12 protein-coding genes, 1 tRNA gene and 2 pseudogenes are annotated in these 22,331 nt (G+C 72.0%); 3 read left to right on the top strand and 12 right to left on the bottom strand.

The features are described 5' to 3' along the window. The first annotated feature begins 65 nt into the window (after positions 1-65). A complete protein-coding gene (locus OG302_RS19805; protein WP_371527996.1) occupies positions 66-1,787 on the top strand; it encodes a bifunctional 3'-5' exonuclease/DNA polymerase in 1,722 nt (573 codons plus the stop codon). 40 nt (positions 1,788-1,827) lie between these two features. Here OG302_RS19805 and OG302_RS19810 read toward each other — a convergent pair. The 5 genes and pseudogenes from OG302_RS19810 to OG302_RS19830 all read right to left on the bottom strand — a co-directional run. Then, a pseudogene (locus tag OG302_RS19810) lies at positions 1,828-3,963 on the bottom strand (tetratricopeptide repeat protein); the annotation flags it as partial. A gap of 1,236 nt (positions 3,964-5,199) precedes the next feature. Continuing rightward, positions 5,200-5,988: pseudogene (locus tag OG302_RS19815) on the bottom strand (BTAD domain-containing putative transcriptional regulator); the annotation flags it as partial. Between the two features lie 437 nt (positions 5,989-6,425). Then, positions 6,426-8,696 (bottom strand): sensor histidine kinase, encoded by a 2,271-nt coding sequence (locus tag OG302_RS19820; RefSeq protein ID WP_371527997.1) that lies wholly within the window; start codon positions 8,694-8,696, stop codon positions 6,426-6,428. Beyond that, positions 8,686-9,447, bottom strand: coding sequence for a response regulator transcription factor (locus tag OG302_RS19825; RefSeq protein WP_371527998.1), 762 nt, complete (start codon positions 9,445-9,447; stop codon positions 8,686-8,688). Before OG302_RS19825 ends, OG302_RS19820 begins: the two co-directional genes overlap by 11 nt. Before the next feature lie 141 nt (positions 9,448-9,588). Next, positions 9,589-9,984, bottom strand: a complete 396-nt coding sequence (locus tag OG302_RS19830; protein ID WP_371527999.1) for a hypothetical protein — start codon at positions 9,982-9,984, stop codon at positions 9,589-9,591. A gap of 375 nt (positions 9,985-10,359) precedes the next feature. Between OG302_RS19830 and OG302_RS19835 the strand changes: the two genes are divergently transcribed. After that, positions 10,360-10,839, top strand: coding sequence for a hypothetical protein (locus OG302_RS19835; RefSeq protein ID WP_371528000.1), 480 nt, complete (start codon positions 10,360-10,362; stop codon positions 10,837-10,839). Positions 10,840-10,977: 138 nt separating this feature from the next. Here OG302_RS19835 and OG302_RS19840 read toward each other — a convergent pair whose 3' ends face one another. After that, positions 10,978-11,571, bottom strand: coding sequence for a TetR/AcrR family transcriptional regulator (locus tag OG302_RS19840; protein ID WP_371528001.1), 594 nt, complete (start codon positions 11,569-11,571; stop codon positions 10,978-10,980). Positions 11,572-11,658: 87 nt separating this feature from the next. On the opposite strand from OG302_RS19840, the gene OG302_RS19845 reads away from it, so the two are divergent. Continuing rightward, positions 11,659-12,216 (top strand): hypothetical protein, encoded by a 558-nt coding sequence (locus OG302_RS19845; protein WP_371528002.1) that lies wholly within the window; start codon positions 11,659-11,661, stop codon positions 12,214-12,216. A 79-nt stretch (positions 12,217-12,295) separates the two neighbouring features. On the opposite strand, the gene OG302_RS19850 is transcribed toward OG302_RS19845, so the two are convergent. The 6 genes from OG302_RS19850 to OG302_RS19875 all read right to left on the bottom strand — a co-directional run bounded on the left by OG302_RS19850 (position 12,296) and on the right by OG302_RS19875 (position 22,166). Beyond that, positions 12,296-12,369 (bottom strand) — tRNA-Thr (locus OG302_RS19850). A gap of 103 nt (positions 12,370-12,472) precedes the next feature. Further along, complete coding sequence (locus OG302_RS19855; RefSeq protein ID WP_371528003.1) at positions 12,473-14,020, bottom strand: alpha/beta hydrolase; 1,548 nt, start codon at positions 14,018-14,020, stop codon at positions 12,473-12,475. A 107-nt stretch (positions 14,021-14,127) separates the two neighbouring features. Then, positions 14,128-15,333, bottom strand: coding sequence for a DNA polymerase III subunit delta' (locus tag OG302_RS19860; RefSeq protein ID WP_371528004.1), 1,206 nt, complete (start codon positions 15,331-15,333; stop codon positions 14,128-14,130). Between the two features lie 266 nt (positions 15,334-15,599). Then, positions 15,600-18,752, bottom strand: a complete 3,153-nt coding sequence (gene tmk, locus OG302_RS19865) for a dTMP kinase (protein ID WP_371528005.1) — start codon at positions 18,750-18,752, stop codon at positions 15,600-15,602. Positions 18,753-18,861: 109 nt separating this feature from the next. After that, positions 18,862-21,693, bottom strand: a complete 2,832-nt coding sequence (gene topA, locus OG302_RS19870) for a type I DNA topoisomerase (protein ID WP_371528006.1) — start codon at positions 21,691-21,693, stop codon at positions 18,862-18,864. Between the two features lie 275 nt (positions 21,694-21,968). After that, positions 21,969-22,166, bottom strand: a complete 198-nt coding sequence (locus OG302_RS19875; RefSeq protein ID WP_371528007.1) for a hypothetical protein — start codon at positions 22,164-22,166, stop codon at positions 21,969-21,971. Positions 22,167-22,331: the final 165 nt, after the last annotated feature.

Below are 22,331 nucleotides of genomic sequence, written 5' to 3' on the forward strand. Positions count from 1 at the left end.
CCCAGCCCCGCCCCCGTAACAAGCCCTCCGCCGCATTGTCAGTGCCTGCTGACACACTCGACCGCATGACCGAAAGGTGGGCCCTCGCCGCCACCGAGGCCGGCGGCGCCACCCTCGCCCCCCTCGGGGAGGACGGCCTGCCCTCGGGCCCGGTCCGGCACGAGCCGGACCTCGCCAAGGCCGTGCGCGACAGACCCGACGCGAGCCGCTGGGTCTGGCGGTCCACCGCCGAGATCTATCCCGCGCTGCTCGCGGCGGGCGTCCGGGTGAACCGGTGCTACGACATCGAGGACGCCGAGCTGCTCCTCCTCGGTCACGAGGGCCGCCTCGGCGAGCCCCGCTCGGCCGCGGCGGCCTGGGCACGGCTGCACAACGCCCCGGTCCCGTCCGACCCTCCCCCCAGAGCCGCCGCTCCCGGCGCCCAGGACTCCCTCTTCGAGCCCTCCCCCGTGACATCGCTGCCCTTCGACGCCCTCCTGGAGGTGTATGCCGCGCAGCAGCGAAGACACGGGGCCGCCGAGCACCCCGGCAGGATGCGGCTGCTCACGGCGGCCGAGTCGGCCGGCATGCTGGTGGCCGCCGAGATGAACGTGGCGGGCCTGCCCTGGCGCGCCGACGTCCACCACGCCCTGCTCACCGAACTCCTCGGCGAGCGGTACGCGGGCGGCGGCAGGAACGCGGGCGCGTCCGAACCGCGCCGCCTGGCCGAGCTCGCCGACGAGATCTCCGCCGCCTTCGGCCGCCGTGTCCGCCCCGACCTGCCGAACGACGTCATCAAGGCCTTCGCCCAGGCCGGGATCAGGATCAAGTCCACCCGCCGCTGGGCACTGGAGGAGATCGACCATCCGGCCGTGCGGCCCCTCATCGAGTACAAGAAGCTGTATCGGATCTGGACGGCGCACGGCTGGAGCTGGCTCCAGGACTGGGTGCGCGACGGCCGCTTCCGGCCCGAGTACACCCCGGGCGGCACCGTCAGCGGCCGCTGGACCACGAACGGCGGCGGCGCGCTGCAGATCCCCAAGATCATCCGTCGTGCGGTGGTGGCCGACCCCGGCTGGCGGCTCGTGGTCGCCGACGCCGACCAGATGGAGCCGCGGGTCCTCGCCGCGATCTCCCGCGACCGGGGCCTGATGGAGGTGGCCGGCAGCCACGAGGACCTCTACACGCGCCTCTCGGACCGCGCGTTCTCCGGCGACCGCGACCACGCCAAGATCGCACTCCTCGGTGCCGTGTACGGGCAGACGTCGGGCGACGGCCTGAAGAACCTGGCGGCGCTGCGCCGCAGATTCCCCGCCGCGGTCGCGTACGTCGACGACGCGGCGAAGGCGGGCGAGGAGGGCCGGCTCGTACGGACCTGGCTGGGCCGGACGAGCCCGCCGGCGGCCGTCGCGGAGGACTTCGACGAGGCGGGCATCCCGCAGCCGCCGGAGGAGTCCGCCGAACTAACCTCCCAGGACGGCGAGTTCACTCCTGGGTACGCATCCAGCAACACCCGGGCCCGCGGCCGTTTCACCCGTAACTTCGTCGTCCAGGGCAGCGCCGCCGACTGGGCGCTGCTGATGCTGGCCGCGCTGCGGCAGTCCATCGCCGCGGCCGGTCTCCGTGCCGAGCTGGTCTTCTTCCAGCACGACGAGGTCATCGTGCACTGCCCGCAGGAGGAGGCCGAGACGGTCACGGCGGCGATCCGCGCGGCCGGAGACCTGGCGGGACGCATCACGTTCGGCGAGACCCCGGTGCGCTTCCCGTTCACCGTCGCCGTGGTGGAGTGCTACGCGGACGCGAAGTAGCCCCGCCCACGAGCAGATTCCCCCGGCCCGGGGGGGGGCTTCAGTCCGTCGCCGACGAACCCGCGAGCAAGCTCTTCAGCTCGTCGACCACCTCGCTGCTGTCCGTGCCGTCCAGCGACGCGAGCGCCGACTTCCACTGCTCGTACGCCTCTTCGGCTCGCCCCTCCGCGTACAGCAGAAGCCCCCGCTGGTGGCGGGCCAGACCCGCCATGTGGGCGTCGGCCCGCTGCTCCGCACGCTCCAGGAGGTCGGCGCACTCGCGTCCCGCGTCCTGTGTGCGGGACGTCTCGCGCAGGGCGCGGACGATACCGAGGCGCACCTTGGACTCGTTGTGCCAGTCCTCGGCCACGCCATGGATGCGCAGGCTCTCCTCGAAGTGCCTGAGCGCCACGTCCGGTTCGTCGAGCGCGAGGTGGGCGTTGCCCATGTCGCAGTGGACCTCCTGCCGCAGACCCGCGTGCCCGAGGGTCTCGCCGATCGCCAGGCTCCGCTCGTAGTAGGAGATCGCGGCGCGCGCGTCGGTGTGCTCGTAGACGTTGCCCAGGGTGCTGAGGGCGAACGCCTCGCTCAGCGGGTCGTCCATGGCCTTGGCGAGGTCCAGGCTGTGGCGCAGGGCCTCGGCCGACTCCTCGTAGCGGCCGAGCGCTTCGAGGAGGAGGCCGCGGTTGATGACGCCGCGGTGGACGCACGACATGCGGCCGAGCTTCTGCCACAGGTCGAGGGCCTCGTCGATCAGGTCGAGCGCCGTGCTGCTGCGCCCCGAAACGTAGTTGAGCCCCGCGAGGTCGGTGAGGGCCTGGGCCTCGGCCGCGGTGTCCTTCCAACGGCGGGCCGCGGTCACCGCGAGCCGGTTGAGAAGGCCCGCCTCGGCGAGCCGCCCACGGCGCTTGAGGTACGAGAAGAAACACCGGACCAGCGCGGGCAGGAGGGCGGATTCGCGGCCGTGGCGTTCGGCGAGGGCGATGACGTTGGCAAGCTCGGTGTCGCCCCAGGCGAAGGCGTCGTCGGTGGACATCGGCGGTACGGGGGGAACGGGGCAGGGGTGGGCGGGGGCGTCGGGGGCGAGGCCTGGTGCGCCGGCCTCAAGGCCGGGACTGCCGTCGGCCGTGGGCTGTTTGGGCAGCAGACCGTCCGGGAGGTCGCCGAGGCGGTCGTCGCGGTCGAGTCCCTCCGGCATGATCGCGAGCAGGGTCTGCCGTGCCGACTCCGCGTACCACCGCAGCGCCGATTCCACGACGTCCGCCGCTCCCGCCCCGTCCTGGTGGGCCGCCTCCCGGGCGAAGTCGCGTACGAGATCGTGCGGGGCATAGCGGCCGTAGGCCGTCTCGTCGAGCAGCGCCACGTCGACGAGCCGGTCGAGTGCGGCCCCCGCGCGCCATTCCTCCACGCCCAACAGGCGGGCTACGAGCGGTACTCCGTACGCCGGAAGGTCCAGCGCGCCGATCGCGGCGAGGGCGGCTGCCGCGTCCCTGTCGGACTCGCGCTCGGCCGTACGCAGCGCGTCCAGGGCCACGGCGAGCGAGCGCCGGACGCTCAGGTCGTCGTGTTCCAGGTGGTGCAGGCGTCCACCGCTGACGGTGAGGAGTTCGGCGAGGGCGTCGGGCGTGAGTGCACGGCGGGCGGCGAGACGGGCGGCGATGATCCGCAGGGCCAGCGGCAGGCGGCCCGCGAGTTCGACCAAGGGGTGCCCCTCGTCGAGCCCCGCGCGCCCGGAGACGGCGCGCAGCAGGGCGACGCTGTCCCCCTCGGAGAGCGGCTCCAGCGGGAAACGTCCGGCACCGTCGAGCGCGGTGAGCGGGGAACGGCTGGTGACGATGACCGCACAGCCGGTCCCCGCGGGCAGCAGCGGGCGTACCTGAGCGGCGGTCGCCGCGTCGTCCAGGACCAGCAGGGTGCGGGTGGGCGCGAGCAGCGAACGGAGCAAGGCGGCTGCGGCGTCCGGGTGTTCGGGGCTGTGACTCGACTCGATCCCGAGGTCCCGCAGCAGGGCGGCGAGTGCCTGGCCGGGCGTGAGGGGCGTCATCCCGGGGGTGGCTCCGCGCAGATTGACGTAGAGCTGCCCATCGGGGAAATGCTCACGCAGGCGGTGCGCCACGTGCAGGGCAAGGGCACTCTTCCCCACACCGGCCATGCCGGACAGGACGGCTACGGGGGGTGTGGTGCCGGGGGGTGTGGTGCCGGGAGGGGTGGTGCTGGGGGGCGTGGCGCCGGGGGGCGTGGTGCCGGGGGGCGTGGGGTCGACCTCCTGGTCGGGCGCGTCGCCATCGCCACCGGCGCGGGCGGTGTCGACGACCTGGTCGGGCGCGTCGCCATCGGCACCGGCGCGCTGCCCGGCCAGGAGCCGCGCGAGTGACCTCACCACTTCCTCGCGTCCGGTGAAGTGGGGCGGGGACGGGGGGAGTTGGGCGGGACGGGTGGATATGCGTGCGGGTGTGGGGGTGGCGGAGGCGGGGCTGGCAGGGGCGGGGCCTGAGGGGGCGGAACCTGCGGGGGCGGAACCTGCGGGCGCGGAGCCCGCCGCGGCAGAACCTGCCGGGGCGGAACCTGCGGGCGCGGAGCCCGCCGCGGCAGAACCTGCCGGACCTGGGCCTGCGGGGGCAGAGCCCGCCGGAGCAAAGCCACCAGGGTCGAACCCCTCCGGGGTAGAGGCCGCCGGAGCACTGCCTTCGGAGGCGGAGCCTGCCGGGCCGGAACCTGCCGGAGCAGAGCCTTCGGAGGGGGAGCCTCCTGAAGAGGGGGAGCCTCCTGAAGCAGAACCCGCCGAAGCGGGACCCACCGAAGCGGGACTTGCCGATGCAGGGCCCGCCGGAACAGACACGCGGGCGCCCGCTGGGCCAGCCCCTAGAGCTGAGCCCTCCGAAGCGCCCCCTGGGTCGGACCCCGTCGGACGAGCACCCTCCGCGGCACTCCCCGAAGCGCACCGCGCCAAAGCGGACCGCGCCAAAGCACCCCCCGAAGCGGGCCCCTGAGCGACCCCATCCGAAGCAGCCCCCTCCGAACGAGCTCCGCCCGCAGCAGACCCTGCCGAAGCCGCCCCCCGATCGCCCCCCGAAGCAAAGCCAGAGTCAGCCCCACGCGCACCCCCGACAGCGGAGCCTGAACCCTCCTCGGCAGCGGACCCCGAAGTCGCCCCACGCGCACCCCCGGCAGGGGACCCAGAACCCACCCCGGCAGCAGAGCCTGAGCCCGCCCCGTCAGCGGACCCCGCCCCTGCCCCACGCGCACCCCCCACAGCAGGACCCGAACCAACGGAACCCGAACCAGCGGAACCCGAACCAGCCCCGGCAGCAGCGGACCCCGAACCGGTCCCTGCACCGAAACCCGAGCCCACCCCGGAAGAACGGGTCCCGGCACCGAAACCCGAGCCCACCCCCGCAGAACCAACCCCGGCACCGACCCCCGAGCCCACCCCCGAAGAAGCCGAAGCAGACCCCGTCAATGCCGCGCCCGCAGGCTCCTGCAGTACCTCGCGGTGTGCTTCCCGTACCGAGGCGCCCGGTTCCACGCCCAGTTCCTCGACCAGGCGCCGCCGCAGCTCGCGGTGGACGGCGAGTGCTTCCGCCTGGCGGCCCGTGCGGTGCAGCACCAGCATCAGCTGCCGGTGGAAGGTCTCCCGCAAGGGATACTCGGCGACCAGTTCCGCCAGCCCCGGCACGAGCCCTCCGTCACCGGCCCCGCTCGCGAGCTCCGCGTCGTACCGCAGCTCCAGGGCGAGCAGCCGCGCCTCCTCCAGGCGCGGCACAAGCGCGTGGCCCGCCGCGTCCGCGGGCAGCCCGCCCAGCGGGGCGCCGCGCCAGAGGGCGAGCGCGCCGGACGCGGCACGCGCGCAGCCGTCCCAGTCACGTTCCGCATGAGCGACCCGGGCCTGTGCCACCAACTGCTCGAAGACCCGTACGTCCAACTCCCCCTCGGCCACCCGCAGCCGGTACCCCGGAGGCACCGCCCGCAGCCGTTCCGGGTCGTCGAGGAGCCGGCGCAACCGCGTCACGTGGTTCTGCAGCGAGGCATGCGCGGACGCGGGCGGGGCGCCGCCCCACAGTGCGTCCTTGAGGGCGTCGACGGAGACCACCCGCCCCGGTTCGAGCAGCAGCGCGGCCAGCAGCGCGCGGCCCTTGGCACTCTGCACGGGCTGCGGCTCGCCCTCGGCGTCGTACACCGCAGGCGCGCCCAGGAGCCCGAACCGCAACCCGTCGCACCGCACGTCCACGCCATCTCCCGCCAACCGTTGGCCACATGTTAGCGATCGGTTGGCGAGCCCTGATGGGATCACTACATCGGGCCCGGCCGCGCCGGTACTCGCGCCAAGCGCGTAACTCGGGGGAGTGTCACCGTTGCGGCCGGGCCCGCTCAGTTTCTGCGATGCATCCTCAACTCCCTAACGGGGTGAGGGAGTTGAGGTGCTCGCGGAGCGGGAGCAGCCGCGCCGGTGTCGCCGTACCCGCTCGGGCGCCCCCGTACCCACGCGGGAAGCACGGCCCCACGGGCCTCGGCCACACGTTCCGGACCCGCATTCCGACACCAGGTGCTCACGGATCACCCACGGATAACCCACGGATCGCCCACCATTCGCTCACGTGGACGGGCCCGGCGAAGACGCCCCGGAATGGTATCCCCCGGTAACCCCTTCGCCGGCACCCATCACCCCGCCCGTGACGCGGACTCCGCACCCGCAGCGACACCCCCATGACCATCGGTCTCGGCCGGCGCCTCCGACGGCACCCGCACCGTGAACACCGCCCCCTCTCCGAGGGTGCTCCGCGCCGTCACCGTCCCGCCGTGCCCTTCCACCAGCTGCCGGACGATGGCGAGGCCGAGCCCGCTGCCGCCCGTCGACCGCGTACGCGACTTGTCCGCGCGCCAGAAGCGGTCGAAGACGTGCGGCAGGTCCTCGGGGCTGATGCCGGTACCGGTGTCGGCGACCTCCACCACCACCGCGTCGAGCGTGCCGCGGCAGCCGATCGTGACGCTGCCGCCCGCCGGGGTGTGCCGGATCGCGTTGGAGACCAGGTTGCCGATGGCCTGGCGGAGCCGGAGCGGATCGGCGGTGAAGCAGGGATCGCCGAGCGTCGTCGCGCTCAGCCGTACGCCCGCCGCCTCGGCACGCGCCTGGTGCGCCGCAGCGACCTGGTCCACGACGTCGGACGCGTGCACGGGCTCGCGGTGCAGCCTCAGGGTGCCCGCGTCGGCGGCGGCGAGATCCTGCAGGTCGTTGACGATGTGCTGGAGCAGTACGGCTTCTTCGAGGAGCGAGGAGACCAGTTCCGGGTCGGTGGCGACCACGCCGTCCTCGGCCGCCTCCAGCCAGCCCCGGATGTTGGACAGCGGCGTACGCAGCTCGTGCGCGACGTCGCTCACCATGGCCTGGCGCTGATTCTCCAACGCCTTGCGGTGGGCGGCCATGTCGTTGAAGGCGTCGGCGAGCTGGCGGATCTCCCCCGCCGATCCCGCCGAGCGCGCCGTGACGGGTTCGGCCGCCTCGCCCGCCTTCATCCGCTGCGTCGCGGCGGTCAGCGCCCGCAGCGGGCGGGTCAGCCGGGACGCGGCGAAGGCCGTCACGGCGACGGTCACCGCGAGGATGCCCGCCGAGAGCCCCGCGAGCCGGGCGGTGTTGGCACCGGAGAGACTGAACCCCGAGCTCTCGCCCGCGCGGGCCGCCGCGGTGCGCGAACCGTCGGAGGCGGTGACGAAGAGGAGCGCGGGCGCGGAGACGTACGGTCCGAGCTGCTCGCGCCGGGCGCTGCTCAGGCAGGCGGCGGCCTTGGTGTCGGCGGCGCGGGCGCCGTCCATCGGATCGGCGGCGGCGCGGCTCGGCTCGACGGGGGCGGGCCGGCCGGCGGACCCACCCGTCTCCCCCTTCGAACCACCTGTCCCCTTCGAGCCACCCGTCCCCGTGGAACTCCCTGGCTCGGCAGGAGTAGAGCTTTGAGCGGGAACGGGAGCGGAACCGAGGCCGGGGCCGGAATCGGAACCGGAACCGGAACCGGAACCGGAACCGGAATCAGGCGACACGGTGGGCGTCGGTTCGGCCCGCCCCCCGATACGAAGACCAGATTCGGCGCCCATACCCGACCCGGCGGGCCCCACCACCCCGGCAGCGCGGCTCGGGCCTCCATCGTTCCGCCGCCACGTCAGATCGAGCTCGACCGCGACGGGTGGCTCGCCCCCGCGCCGCAGACACGCGTTGGTGAGCTCGTTGAGCCGCTTGAGTGCCTTGCTCTCCGTGCGGGTGGGGACGATGAGCCGTGCGTCGTTGCAGGTGAAGTCCAGGAACCGGTTCGGGTCGTTGGCGGCCTCCACACGCGGACGCCCGCCGGGCCCCTGGACGGAACGGGCGACGACCCCGAAGTCGTGCATGCACCCCACGACGCCATCGGCCACCTTCGCCAGCTCCCCCCGCTCCCGCCCCGAGAGCCGGAAGGGACCGACCGCACGCGGATCGATACGGTCCGGACCCGCGGTGCCCCCGTCCCCGCCCTCCTCGTCACCGCTCCCCGCCCCGGCGGTCAGCGCCCCGTCGACGGCGAGCGGATCGACGACGGCCGAGGCCTTGGACGGCAGCCCGGCGCCGGGCGCCCCCTTGCCGCCCGCACCGCCTCGCCCGCCCCGCGAATCGGCGATGACGACACGGTCCTGGGTGGTCAGGGCGATACGGCGCCCGGTCTGCCGGGCCAACTCCCGCACGGTCTTCTCGGCGCCCCGCCACCCGGGCGCGGTCGCCGCGAGGCCGAGCAACTCGTCGTAGACACGCGCGTCGTCGGCGAGGACCTGCCCCTGCTCCTGCCGGATCGCGCCTGAGGTGGTCTGCGCGGCGAGCCAGGCGGTGGCGGCGATCGAAAGGACGGAGACGAGCACGGAAACGGCGAGCAGCCGGGGCAACAGGCTTTTGCGGAACGGTATGTCACGCGCCACGACGCGCCGCCGCCCCGAGGGCCGCGCCGAAAGCGGCGCCCGTGAGCTTGTACCCGACGCCGAAGACCGTCACGAGATGGCGCGGCCTGCGCGGATCGACCTCGATCTTCTTGCGCAGATTCAGTACGTGTACGTCGACGGTGCGCACCGATATGTACCCGGACGAGCCGTGGATACGATCCAGGAGCTGAGGCCGCGTGAACACCCGCTCCGGCTCCGCCGCCAGCGCCGCGAGCAGCCCGAACTCGCCCGGCGTGCACTCCACGAGCTGCCCGTCGACGGTCACCTCGTGCCGCACCGGATCGACGGAGAGCCCACCCACCCGCAGGACGCGCGAGACGGTCTCGGCACCCTCGACGACGGGGTGGTGCGTGCCCTGGGCGCGCCGCAGCAGCGTACGGACGCGGGCCATCAGCTCGCGGGGGCTGTACGGCTTCGTCAGATAGTCGTCGGCGCCGAGGTCGAGGCCGAGCAGCAGATCGTCCTCGGTGGAACGGGCGGTCAGCATCAGGATGGGAATCCCGACCGCGGGGCCGTTCCCGCTCCGCAGGACGCGGGTGACGCCGAGTCCGTCGACCCGCGGCATCATCACGTCGAGCACGAGCAGGTCCGGCGGCCTGCGCCGCACCTCGTCGATCGCGGCACGCCCGTCGTGGACGACGGCGACCGTGTGGCCCTCGCGCTCCAGATAGCGGCGGACCAGCTCGGCCTGTTTCTCGTCATCCTCCGCGACCAGGACAAAAGCGCACATGGCGTCGAGCATAGGCGGGGCCGCGGGACCCTGACCGGATCCGGACAGCGGCCTGACAGGATCCTCATAACTCCCGGCAGCCGGCTTACGCCTCGGCGACCGCTTACGCCTCGGCAGACCGCTCACACCTCGGCAGACCTCTTACGCCTCGTAGGGCACGACCACGACCTGGAACTCGTCCTCGTAGACAACCCGCCCCGGATCCGAGGACCGCACCACTCGGCACTCGACGCCGTGCGCATCGAGAATCTCCAGATAGCCGGGTACGCGCTCGATGAGATGAGTGGCAGTGGCTTTGAACCAGGCGACGGCTCGGGGGTTCACGTCGTGGTCGTAGACCGTGGGATCAATCGTCGAGGGATCCGGATAAGCGCTGTCGTACCAGTCATTGTTCGTACGCCGGAACCGCTCCTGCTCGGCGGTCAGCTTCCCCTCCCGGGCAAGCCCGTTGACCAGGCCGAACACCCCGGTGAAATGCCCTCGCTGATGGCGCACGGGGGACTGATACCGAACGTACAACGCAGCCTCTGCATTCATCGCGGCATACTCGCATCCCCTCACACGGACCCGGCAGCGGGGCTCCCCGGATTCCCACCCGCCCGAGCGCCCACAGCCACGAGCGGGCAAATCAAGCACGAGCGATGCCCCGCACGCACCCGCGGCCGGCAGCGCTCTCGAGGGGACGTGCCGGTATGTCCGCCCGGAGCACGGTTCGCGGCACTCCAGCCCCAAAGCACCCCAACGGCCACCGGACGATGGCGAGGACGGACATACCGGCGCGGCACCGCACCCACAGACGAACCAGCCCCGCAGCCCCGCCAAGCACCACAGGGCCCCGCAGCCGCGCACAGACCACCCCCATACGGCCGCCCCGCCTCGCGCCCAGGGCCCACCACCCCGAAGGTGGTCCGCATGAACCGCACCCGCACCACCACAGCAACCCGCATCGCCACCGCCGCGGCCACCACCGCCCTGCTCGCCCTCACCACCACCGCCTGCTCGGACAGCGACGTGGACAAGGCCAAGGACAGGGCCGCCTCCGCCACGGCCAAGGCAGGCGAAGCAGTCTCATCGGCGACGGAAGCCGCCGCTTCCAAGATGGCCGAGGTGAAGGACGGAGTGGACGCGAAAGGCGACGTGAAGGTCGACGGCCCCACCAAGACCGAGGGCGACCGGGCAACGGCCAAGATCACGGCCACCAACCCCAAGGACAAGAAGGCGGACTACACCATCTCCGTCAACTTCCGCGACGGCGACGGCAACCTCCTGGACACGGCCGTCCTCAACATCACCGACGTGGACGCCGGCAAGTCGAAGTCCGGCACGGTCCGCAGCAACCGTTCCCTCTCCGGCACCCCGAAGGCAGAGATCAGCAAGGCGCTACGCCACTAACCGCCCCGCCCCTACACACCCCCCCCCCGCCTCAACAACTGGCCTCAAGAGGGGAGTTTCACCACCGACACCCCGACACCCCAACACCCCAGGGGCACCCAACCAACTCACCCCGCCTGATCCCCTGGAGGGACGGACTCAGGGAACAATCGACGCCCAGATCCTTTCCGGCAGGACACGCGCGGCCTGGTCAAGGTCGACGTCGTCGAAGCCGGCGAGCCAGCGGCGCGCGGTGGCGACGACGGGCCCAAGGACGAGCCCCTCGATCAACGGCATTGGGATCGGGGCGACTTCACCCGAGTCGACGTGCTGCTGCATCCAGCCGCTCAGCGGGGACAGCCGGGCTTCCTGAGCATCACGGAGCTGCCGGGCCTGAGCCATCCCGAGCCGGTCGGCGTACGAGGAGTGGAGCAGCCGGGAGGCGTCGGGGTTCTCCTCGATGAACTTCAGATAGGCCCGCACGAGAGCGCGGATACCGGTCCGAGCCGTACGGGAACGCTCCACCGAAGTGGCGAGCTCGACAAGAAGACGTCCGAGCCAGCGCTGCAGCAGAGCGCTCATGAGACCGTCGACGCTGCCGAAATGGTGGTAGAGACTCCCCAGGCTGACACCACTGGCCTTGGTGAGCGCGCCCACGGTGACGCCCTGGTCGCCGGAGGCGGCGTACACCTGGAGCGCGGCATCCAGGAGTCGGTCGGCGGTCTCTTCGCCGCGTTGCTGCTTGGGGCTCATGGTGCACCCAGCCTAGAGCATCTACTTCTAGAACCAACTTCTAGAAAATCACTCCACTCGAACGGCCCTCTGCCCGATACTGACCCCGTGCCTGAACCCATACGGCCAGTACCACCGGCCCCACGACCTGCCCCCACGCCCGGCTCCACCGCCCGCGGCTGCCTCGTATCGCTCGGCGCGATCGGCGCCGTAGTGATCGTCATCCTGCTGCTGACCCGGGGAAACGACGACAGCGACGACAACGCAGCCCCAACCTCCACGACAAGCCAGAGCGCATACACGTACACCCCCTCAACCAGCACCCCATACACAAACGACCCTTACGACACCGGCACCGACACGGCCGCCCCCGCCGCCACCCCCACCAGCGAGGCCCCCACCCCCTTCACCTCAGGGACCTGCCTCAACGGCACGCTGCCGGACTCCGAGACGGCGCAGGAGGTCAGCAACGTAGACGAGGTGTCCTGCTCGGCATCGGACGCCCACTACGAGGTGATCGAGACGATCCCTCTGACATCGGACATGAGCCGCTGCGACAACAACCCCAAGACGCAGTACGCCTTCTCCTACCGCTACACCCTCAACGGCTCGACGATCAACGAGTACGTCTACTGCCTGATCGGCCTGGGCCCCTACGCCCGCTGACCCCCAAGCCCCAAGCCCCAAGCCCCGAGAAAAAGCAAAAGCCCCAGGTCACGGCGAGTGAGTCCTGGGGCTTCCACAGAGCCGCCTTCGGGATTCGAACCCGAGACCTACGCATTACGAGTGCGTTGCTCTGGCCATCTGAGCTAAGGCGGCGCACGCGTCCCGCACCTATGGTGCGATCAGCAGCGACGCCAAGTCTACACAGTTTCCGGGGGTGCTCCGCACACCCCCGGTTGGGCGGCCCGCTGGGCCCGTTTCACCCCTGCGAGCAGCGCTTTCCGTCGTCCGGGGCCTTGCCCTTCAGCAAGTACGCGTTGATCGCCGAGTCCACGCACTTGCTGCCGCGGCCGTACGCCGTGTGGCCGTCGCCCTCGTACGTCAGCAGCTTGCCGGAGGAGAGCTGGTCCGCCAGGGCCTCGGCCCAGCGGTAGGGGGTCGCCGGGTCGCGCGTGGTGCCGACCACGACGATCGGGGCCGCGCCGTCCGCCTCGATGCGGTGCGGCTCGCCCGTCGCCTTCACCGGCCAGTACGCGCAGTTCAGCGACGCCCAGGCCAGGCCCTCGCCGAAGACCGGGGAGGCCTTCTCGAAGTCCGGGAGCGACTTCTTCACGTCGGCGGCCGTGTCGAAGGCCGGGGGCAGGTCCAGGCAGTTCACGGCGGCGTTGGCGAACATGAGGTTCGCGTACGACCCGTCGCCCTCCCGCTCGTAGTAGCTGTCGGAGAGCGAGAGGAGGCCCGCGCCGTCCTTGTTCTTCATCGCGGCGGACAGCGCCGTGCGCAGCTGGGGCCAGGCCCCCTCGTCGTACATCGCGGCGATCACGCCCGTCGTGGCGAGCGCCTCGCCGAGCTTGCGGCCGTCGGAGTCGCCCGCGGGGATCGGCGTGCGGTCCAGGTCGTCGAAGAAGGACTTGAGGCGCTTGCCCGCGTCCGCCTCGCCCTCCGTGCCCAGGGGGCAGTCCGACTGGCTCGCGCAGTCCTTCGCGAACGACTGGAACGCCGTCTCGAAGCCCGCCGTCTGGTCACGGTTCATGCGGCGCGCCGGCAGCGACGGGTCCATCGCGCCGTCCAGGACGAGGCGCCCGACGCGGTCGGGGTAGAGCCCGGCGTACGTCGCTCCCAGGAACGTGCCGTACGAAGCGCCCACGTAGCTCAGCTTCTCGTCGCCGAGCGCCGCGCGCAGGATGTCCATGTCGCGGGCCGCCTCGACCGTGGAGACATGGGGCAGCACCTCGCCGGACCGCTTCTCGCAGCCCGCCGCGAACTTCTTGAAGGAGTCCGACAGTTCGGTGGTCTCGCGCTGGTCGTCCGGCGTGATGTCCGTCTGCGTGTACGCGTCCATCTGCTTGCCGTCGAGGCAGGTGACGGGCTCGCTGCGGGCCACGCCGCGCGGGTCGACCGCCACCATGTCGTACTGCGCGCGGACCTCTTCGGGGTAACCGAGGGCCGCGTACGACTGGAGGTAGCCGATCGCCGAGCCGCCGGGGCCGCCCGGGTTGACCAGGAGCGAGCCCAGGCGCTTGCCGGGCCCTGTGGCCTTCTTCCGGGAGACGGCGAGCTTGATCTCCGTGCCGTCCGGCTTCGCGTAGTCCAGCGGCGCCTTCATCGTGGAGCACTCGAAGCCGGGGACGCCGCACTCGCGCCAGTTCAGCTTCTGGCCGTAGTACGGAGCCAGCTCCTGCGGGGTGGCTCGGGGCAGCGCGGCCATGGACGCGTCCACCGTCGAGCTCCCGGCCGAGCAGCCGGAGATGAGCAGCCCGGCCGCCAGGAGCACGGTCGCGGGGGTGCGGAGTCCTCTGATGCGCATCACGCGAGCGTAACGCCATGCGTTGGATCAGTGACGCAAGGTGCTCGTATGGGTGACTCCGTCAACCCGCCCCCCCCCGGCCCCACCGAAGGCCTCCCTCTGAGTCGCTACCCCGCCCGCAGCGCCACCGTCATCGCCTCCACTGCGAGCAGCGGCGCCACACTGCGGTCCAGTGCCGTACGGCAGGCACCGATCGCCTCGATGCGGCGCAGCGTCGACTCGGGCGAGGTCCCGCGCGCCAGGCGCTCCAGCATGTCGAGCACCTCGGTGTTGGCCAGTGCCACGCGCGAGCCCAGCTGCAGGGTGAGCACATCGCGGTAGACGCCGGTCAGCTCGATGAGCGCGAGGTCGAGGCTGTCGCGCTGGGTGCGGGTCTTGCGGCGCTTCTGGCGGTCCTCCAGGTCCTTCATGATGCCCGCCGTGCCGCGCGGCATCCGGCCGCCCTTCTCCGCGCCGAGCGCCGCCTTCAGGTCGTCCGTCTCCTTGACGTCGACCTCCTCGGCGACCTGCTTCGCGTCGTCGCCGGCCGTGTCGATCAGCTCCTGCGCGGCCTTGAGGCAGCCCCCGATGTCCTGCACCCGCATGGGCAGCTTGAGGACGGCGGCACGGCGCTCGCGTGCCCGCGGATCGGTCGCGAGGCGGCGGGCACGGCCGATGTGCCCCTGGGTGGCGCGCGCGGCGGCGGCGGCGACGTCCGGCTCGATGCCGTCCCGCCGGATGAGCACGTCCGCGACGGCGTCCACAGGAGGCGTACGCAGCGTCAGATGGCGGCAGCGGGAGCGGATGGTGGGCAGCACGTCCTCGAGCGAGGGCGCGCAGAGCAGCCATACGGTGCGGGGGGCGGGCTCCTCCACGGCCTTCAGCAGGACGTTGCCCGCGCCCTCGGTGAGGCGGTCCGCGTCCTCCAGGACGATGACCTGCCAGCGGCCGCCCGCGGGCGACATCTGGGCCCGCCTGACCAGGTCGCGGGTCTCCTTGACGCCGATGGACAGCAGGTCCGTACGGACCACTTCGACGTCCGCGTGCGTGCCGACCAGGCTCGTGTGGCACCCGTCGCAGAAGCCGCAGCCGGGGGCGCCGCCCAGCGCGCGGTCCGGGCTGGTGCACTGGAGCGCGGCGGCGAAGGCGCGGGCGGCGGTGGACCGCCCGGAGCCGGGCGGTCCGGTGAACAGCCAGGCGTGCGTCATCTTGGACGCCTCGGGCCGCGGGGTGCCCTCGGCCACGGCGGTGACCAGCGTGTCGGCGTCCCGGGCGGCGGCACCGAGCTGCTCGCTCACCCGCTCCTGGCCCACCAGGTCATCCCATACGGTCATCGGTCACCGCCTCCGCCCTTGCTCCCGCACCCGCCCGCACCCGCTCGCATCGCCCGCCGCGCATCGCGCACCACACGCCACGCACCGCACCGCACCTCGCGCTGTCGCATTCATTGTGGAGCACGCCACTGACAACGCGGGCCGCCGTCCGTCGCCGTTCAGCGACGCACGGCGGCACACAGCCACGTACGCGACGCACGGCGGCACACAGCGCCGCTCAGCGCTCAGCAGCCTCCGTTTCGAAGGGCTGGCCTCCGGCGAAGGGCTCAGCGCCCCTTCCGCCGACCCCGGCGCCCCCGGCCGTCCTCGTCCTCGTCCCGCTCCCCCAGCAACTCGTCCGCCAGGGAGGGCAGATCGTCCAGCGGGGTCTCCTCCGCCCAGTCCGAGCGGGGCCGCTGCTTGGGCTCCCCGTTCTCGTCGACCTGGGGCAGCTCACGGGTCCGGTCGTTCCCACCGTCCGGTGCGGGGGCCGGCCGCTCATCGCGGAAGTACCCCGGCGGCACCTTGTCCTCCCGTACGGAAGGCAGCACGGCCGTCTCGTCGGCAGCCCCCGGCACGGGCGGCTGCGGCAGCACCTCGGTCTCGTCCGAGCCGGACGTGTCCCGGACCGACGGGAGTACCGCCGTCTCGTCGGCCGCACCCGGCGCGGGCGCCCCGGGCTTCACGACGGGCGTGGGCACCGTCGTCTCGTTGTCCGGAACGGCGTCCGAAGGACTGTCGGATACAGCGTCCGCAGGGGAAGCAGACGGAGCGGGAGCCTGAGCCGGTGCAGGAGCCGGCTTCGCGGCCGGAGTCGACGCGACCGCCCTCGAAGCCGTCGAAGCAGCGGCCGCCGCAGCCGCGGAAGCCGCAGCCAGCCGCCGCGCCTCCTCGGCCCGCAGCAGCGCCGCCTCGGCCTTGCGCTGCTTCTCCAGGCGTCGCTCCTCGGCCTCGGCCCGGAGCCGCGCCTCTTCCTCCGCCTCGCGGCGGCGCCGCTCCTCCTCGGCCGCCCGCACCTTCTCCTCGGCGAGCAGGCGTGCCTGCTCCTCCTCGGCCCGGCGCTTGGCGTCCTCGGCGCGCTGCCTGGCCTCCTCGGCCTGGCGCTCGGCCTCGCGGCGCTGCGCCTCCTCCAGCTCGCGGCGCTTGCGCTCCTCCTCCTCGGCACGGAGCTTGGCGAGCTGCTCCTGGCGCTCGCGCTCGACCCGCTCCTCCTCGGCCTTGCGCGCGGCTTCTTCCTCGGCCTTGCGGCGCGCCTCTTCCTCGGCTGCCTTGCGGGCTTCTTCCTGTGCCTTCACCTCGGCCTCGGAGAGCGGCAGCATCAGGTCGAGCCGGTGCCGGGCGACGGTCGTGACCGCCTCCGGCTCCTGGGCGGCGTCGATCACCAGATAGCGCCCCGGGTCGGCCGCGGCGAGCGTCAGGAAACCGGACCGCACGCGCGCGTGGAACTCGGCGGGCTCCGACTCAAGACGGTCGGGGGCTTCCGTGAACCGCTCGCGGGCGGCCTCCGGCGCCACGTCGAGCAGCACCGTCAGATGCGGCACGAGTCCTGCCGTCGCCCAGCGCGAGATACGGGCGATCTCCGTCGGGGACAGATCGCGTCCGGCGCCTTGGTAGGCCACGGACGAGTCGATGTACCGGTCGGAGATGACGACCGCGCCCCGCTCAAGGGCGGGCCGTACGACGGTGTCGACGTGCTCGGCGCGGTCGGCGGCGTACAGAAGTGCCTCGGCGCGGTGCGAGAGCCCGGCCGACGACACGTCGAGCAGGATCGACCGCAGTCGCTTGCCGACCGGGGTGGCACCCGGCTCGCGCGTCACGACGACTTCGTGGCCCTTGGCCCGGATCCACTCGGCGAGCGCCTCGGCCTGCGTGGACTTGCCCGCTCCGTCGCCGCCCTCCAGGGCGATGAAGAAGCCCGTGGGCGCGATCCCCTGGACGGGGTCGTCGCCGCCGCGCAGCGCGTCCCGCAGGTCGTGCCGCAGCGGCACGCCCTGCCGGTCGTCGATCTTGGCGAGGACCAGCGCGGCCACCGGCAGGAGCAGCGCGCCCACCAGCATCAGCGTGAAGGCGGCGCCTCCGTGGTCGAACACGAACTTGCCGTTGACGAAGCGGTGCGGCCCGATCGCCGCGGCGACCACGGGGGCCACGAGTGCGCCGAGCGCGACGAAGAGGCGTACGACCGCCTGGAGGTGTTCCGTCGTGCGCGCCCTGCGGTAGTCCTCGACCTCCTGGTCGAGCAGCGCGTGCCCGGTGTGCGCGGCGATGCCCGCGGCCACCCCGGCGAGCGCCAGGAGCAGCAGCACGGTCGTCAGGTCGGGCACGAGGCCCGCGGCGAGCAGCGCGACGCCGGTGAGGGCGATCGCGAGCGCGAGCAGGCGGCGGCGCGAGAGCGAGGGCAGCAGGGACGGCGAGGTGCGGATGCCGACGACGGTGCCGCCGGTCAGCGCGAGGACGATCAGGCCGTACGTGACGGGCCCGCCGTCCAGGTCCTTGGCGTGCAGCACGGCGACCGCGACGGAGGCCGCGACGGCTCCGGCGATCGCGGCGCAGGCGGCGACGAGCAGCGGGATCGCGCCGGTGCGGCCCTTGTCGGTGCCGCTGCCGGTGCGCGGCCTGCGCAGCCCTTCGAGGGGGCTACGCGCGCGTGGCGTCTGCGTGGCGGGAAGTTCGAGGAAGTAGACGATCGACAGCGAGGCCGCGAAGAGGCCCGCGGCGACGAACGAGCCGAGCCCCGCCTGGTGCGCCTCGAACCAGTCGAGCCCGGCGCCGAGGAGGTTGCCGACCAGAGTGATGGCGACGAGCGCGGCGGCCGCGATGGGCAGCGCCACGAATCCCGTACGCAGCGACAGGCGCCGCAGTGCGTCCATGTGGTCCGGCAGCGGCCGCACCGTCGCGCCCTCCAGGGGCGGCGCGGGCAGCAGCGCGGGTGCCGCGCTCTCGCGGCAGACCGTCCAGAAGCGCTCGGCGACGCCGATCACGAAGGCGGTGACGAGGAGCATCGCGAGCGCGTTGTCCGGGGTCCAGTCGATCCACAGCGGCGCGACGATCAGGAGCCCGACCCGCAGCCCGTCGGCCACGACCATCGTCCAGCGCCGGTCCAGCGGCCCGTCCGGTGACGTGATCGAGCTCAGCGGCCCCAGAAGCACCGCCCCGAAGAGCAGCGTCGCGAGGATGCGGGCCCCGAAGACAGCGGTGATCGCGAACGCGACCCCTCGATAGCCGCCCCCGAACGCCCCCTCGGCGATGGCCGCTTGCAGCGCGAGCACCACCAGCACAAGGAGGGCGAGGGCATCGCCGACACCGCCGACCAGTTGGGCGCTCCAGAGCCGCTTCAGTTGCGGCACGCGCAGCAAGGCGCGAACAGCACGCTCTCGGGAATCTGCGACCAGGGCGTCGTCGGGGGCCGGGTTTCCGGCCGTTGGCTGCTCGGCACGCGTCATCCGTCCAGCCTATCTGGACGGTGCGACACTCCGAAGGGGCGCCCGAACAAACGGACGCCCCTTCGGTTCACACATTCGCAGCGCAGGACAAAACGACGCGGACGGCCGGCTACTCGGCGTCGGACGCCTTGGCTGCCGAAGCCGCGGTCTTCTTGGCGGCGGCCGTCTTCGTAGTGGTCTTCTTCGCAGCCGTCGTCTTCTTTGCGGCCGTTTTCTTCGCAGCCGTCTTCTTGGCGGCGGTCTTCTTGGCCGGGGCCTTCTTCGCCGCCTTCTTGGCGGTCTTCTTGGCCGGACCCTTCGCCCGCTTCTCCTCGAGCAGTTCGAAGCCCCGCTCGGGGGTGATGTCCTCGACGCTGTCGGCGGCCCGCAGCGTGGCGTTCGTCTCGCCGTCCGTGACGTACGCCCCGAAGCGGCCGTCCTTGACGACGACGGGCTTCTTGCTGACCGGGTCCTCGCCGAGCTCCTTCAGCGGCGGCTTGGCCGCGGCCCGCCCGCGCTGCTTGGGCTGGGCGTAGATCGCCAGGGCCTCTTCGAGGGTGATGTTGAAGAGCTGGTCCTCGGTCTCCAGGGAGCGCGAGTCGGTGCCCTTCTTCAGGTACGGGCCGTACCGGCCGTTCTGCGCGGTGATCTCGACGCCCTCGGCGTCCGTCCCGACCACACGCGGCAGGGACATCAGCTTCAGGGCGTCCTCGAGCGTCACCGTGTCGAGCGACATGGACTTGAAGAGCGAGGCCGTCCGCGGCTTGACCGCGTTCTTGCCCGTCTTCGGGGTGCCCTCGGGGAGCACCTCGGTGACGTACGGGCCGTAGCGGCCGTCCTTGGCGATGATCTCGTGGCCCGACGTGGGGTCGGTGCCGAGCGCGAAGTCACCGCTCGGCTTGGCGAGCAGCTCCTCGGCGTACTCGACGGTCAGCTCGTCCGGCGGCAGGTCGTCGGGCACGTCGGCGCGCTGGTGGCCCTCCGCGTCCTTCTCGCCGCGCTCGATGTACGGGCCGTAGCGGCCGACCCGGAGCAGGATGCCGTCGCCGACGGGGAAGGAGGAGATCTCCCGGGCGTCGATCGCGCCCAGGTCGGTCACCAGTTCCTTGAGGCCGCCGAGGTGGTCGCCGTCGCCGTTGCCCGCGCTGGAGGCGGCGCCCGCGTCGTCGCCCTCGCCGAAGTAGAACCGCTTCAGCCACGGCACGGCCTGCGCCTCGCCCCGCGCGATGCGGTCGAGGTCGTCCTCCATGCGTGCGGTGAAGTCGTAGTCGACGAGCCGCCCGAAGTGCTTCTCCAGGAGGTTGACCACGGCGAAGGACAAGAAGGACGGCACCAGGGCCGTGCCCTTCTTGAAGACGTAACCGCGGTCGAGGATGGTGCCGATGATCGACGCGTACGTCGACGGGCGGCCGATCTCGCGCTCTTCGAGCTCCTTGACCAGCGAGGCCTCGGTGTAGCGGGCCGGCGGCTTCGTCGCGTGGCCGTCGACCGAGATCTCGTCGGCGGACAGCGCGTCGCCCTCGCTGACCTGCGGGAGCCTGCGCTCACGGTCGTCGAGCTCGGCGTTCGGGTCGTCCGCGCCTTCTACGTAGGCCTTCATGAAGCCGTGGAAGGTGATGGTCTTGCCGGACGCGTTGAACTCGGCGTCGCGGCCGTCGGCGGCCGTGCCGCCGATCTTCACCGTGACGGAGTTTCCGACCGCGTCCTTCATCTGGGAGGCGACGGTCCGCTTCCAGATCAGTTCGTAGAGACGGAACTGGTCGCCCGTCAGGCCGGTCTCGGCCGGCGTGCGGAAACGATCACCCGAAGGGCGGATCGCCTCGTGCGCCTCCTGCGCGTTCTTGACTTTCCCGGCGTACGTGCGGGGCTTGTCCGGCAGGTAGTCGCTGCCGTAGAGCTGCGTGACCTGCGCGCGGGCGGCGGTGACCGCCGTGTCGGACAGCGTCGTGGAGTCCGTACGCATGTAGGTGATGAAGCCGTTCTCGTACAGCTTCTGGGCCACCTGCATCGTGGCCTTCGCGCCGAAGCCCAGCTTGCGGCTGGCCTCCTGCTGCATCGTCGTCGTACGGAACGGCGCGTACGGAGAGCGGCGGTAGGGCTTGGACTCGACCGAGCGGACCGCGAACCGGGTGTTCTCAAGGGCCGCGGCGAGCGAACGGGCGTTCGCCTCGTCCAGGTGGAGCGTGTCGGACTTGAGCTGGCCGACCGAGTTGAAGTCGCGGCCCTGTGCGATGCGCTTGCCGTCGACCGTGGTGAGGCGCGCGATCAGCTGCGAGGGGTCGGACGCGTCACCGGTGCGGCCGGTGCCGAAGGTGCCCGTCAGGTCCCAGTACTCGGCGGAGCGGAAGGCGATGCGCTCGCGCTCACGCTCGACGACGAGGCGGGTCGCCACGGACTGGACACGGCCCGCCGACAGCCGCGGCATGACCTTCTTCCACAGGACCGGCGAGACCTCGTAGCCGTAGAGACGGTCGAGGATGCGGCGGGTCTCCTGGGCGTCGACCATGCGCTTGTTGAGCTCGCGCGGGTTGGCCACGGCACCCTGGATCGCGGCCTTGGTGATCTCGTGGAACACCATGCGCTTGACCGGGACCTTGGGCTTCAGGACCTCGAGGAGGTGCCACGCGATGGCTTCGCCCTCGCGGTCCTCATCGGTGGCGAGGAAGAGTTCGTCGGAGTCCTTCAGCAGGTCCTTGAGCTTCTTGACCTGTGCCTTCTTGTCGGCGTTGACGACATAGATGGGCTCGAAGTCGTTCTCGACGTCCACGCCGAGCCGGCGCACCTCGCCGGTGTACTTGTCCGGGACCTCCGCAGCCCCGTTCGGGAGGTCGCGGATGTGCCCGACGCTCGCCTCGACTACGTAGCCGGGGCCGAGGTAACCCTTGATCGTCTTCGCCTTGGCAGGCGACTCGACGATGACGAGTCGGCGGCCGCCCTTTGCGGTCTCGCTGGTCGGGGACAACTTCGCTCTTCTCTCCGGTCGGTACTCGGTGGCCGTGCTGTGTGGCCTCGCTCGGTGCGCTTGCGTTGCGCTGACGCTGCGGAGTGTGACGGTACATCCCGCCCCCGTGTCAAACGGGAAAAGCCCGCAACGGCCACTCGAACGGTAACCCGACTACCGCCATTCCTGCCGCCCGGAGTGGCGACCTGCCGTTTCACCACCGGGTTCACCACCGGCGCGCCGCCTACGCCGGGCCTACGGCCCGTACGCGCCCCGCGGCCACCGGAACCTTCCGGTCAGAGCCGAGTGAAACACCACACTCCGAGCACCAGTGCGCCCGATCCGGCGAGCGCGGCGAGCGTCGCCGATGCGACAGGGCTCACACCTTGGGCGACCGGCGCGCGGTGCGCCACGCGTGCCCCGGTCCACAGCAGCAGTCCCGCTCCGAACAGCGCGAATACCGTTCCCGCGAAGATCGCTGGTCCGCTCTCCATGGCATTGCCTCCCCGTACTGAGTTCCCGGCTTGGGAAACTTGCACGCCCGGGAAGCCGGGGCGCGAACCCCGGGTGAACGGAGGGCGCCCGGACCGAATCACCGGCCCGCCGCCCGGCCCAACTCGACCGGATCCGGTCGCCGCGGAGCCGGTTCGCACAATCCA

Origin of the sequence: Streptomyces sp. NBC_01283, from assembly GCF_041435335.1 — a bacterium.
Classification (GTDB): Bacteria; Actinomycetota; Actinomycetes; order Streptomycetales; family Streptomycetaceae; genus Streptomyces.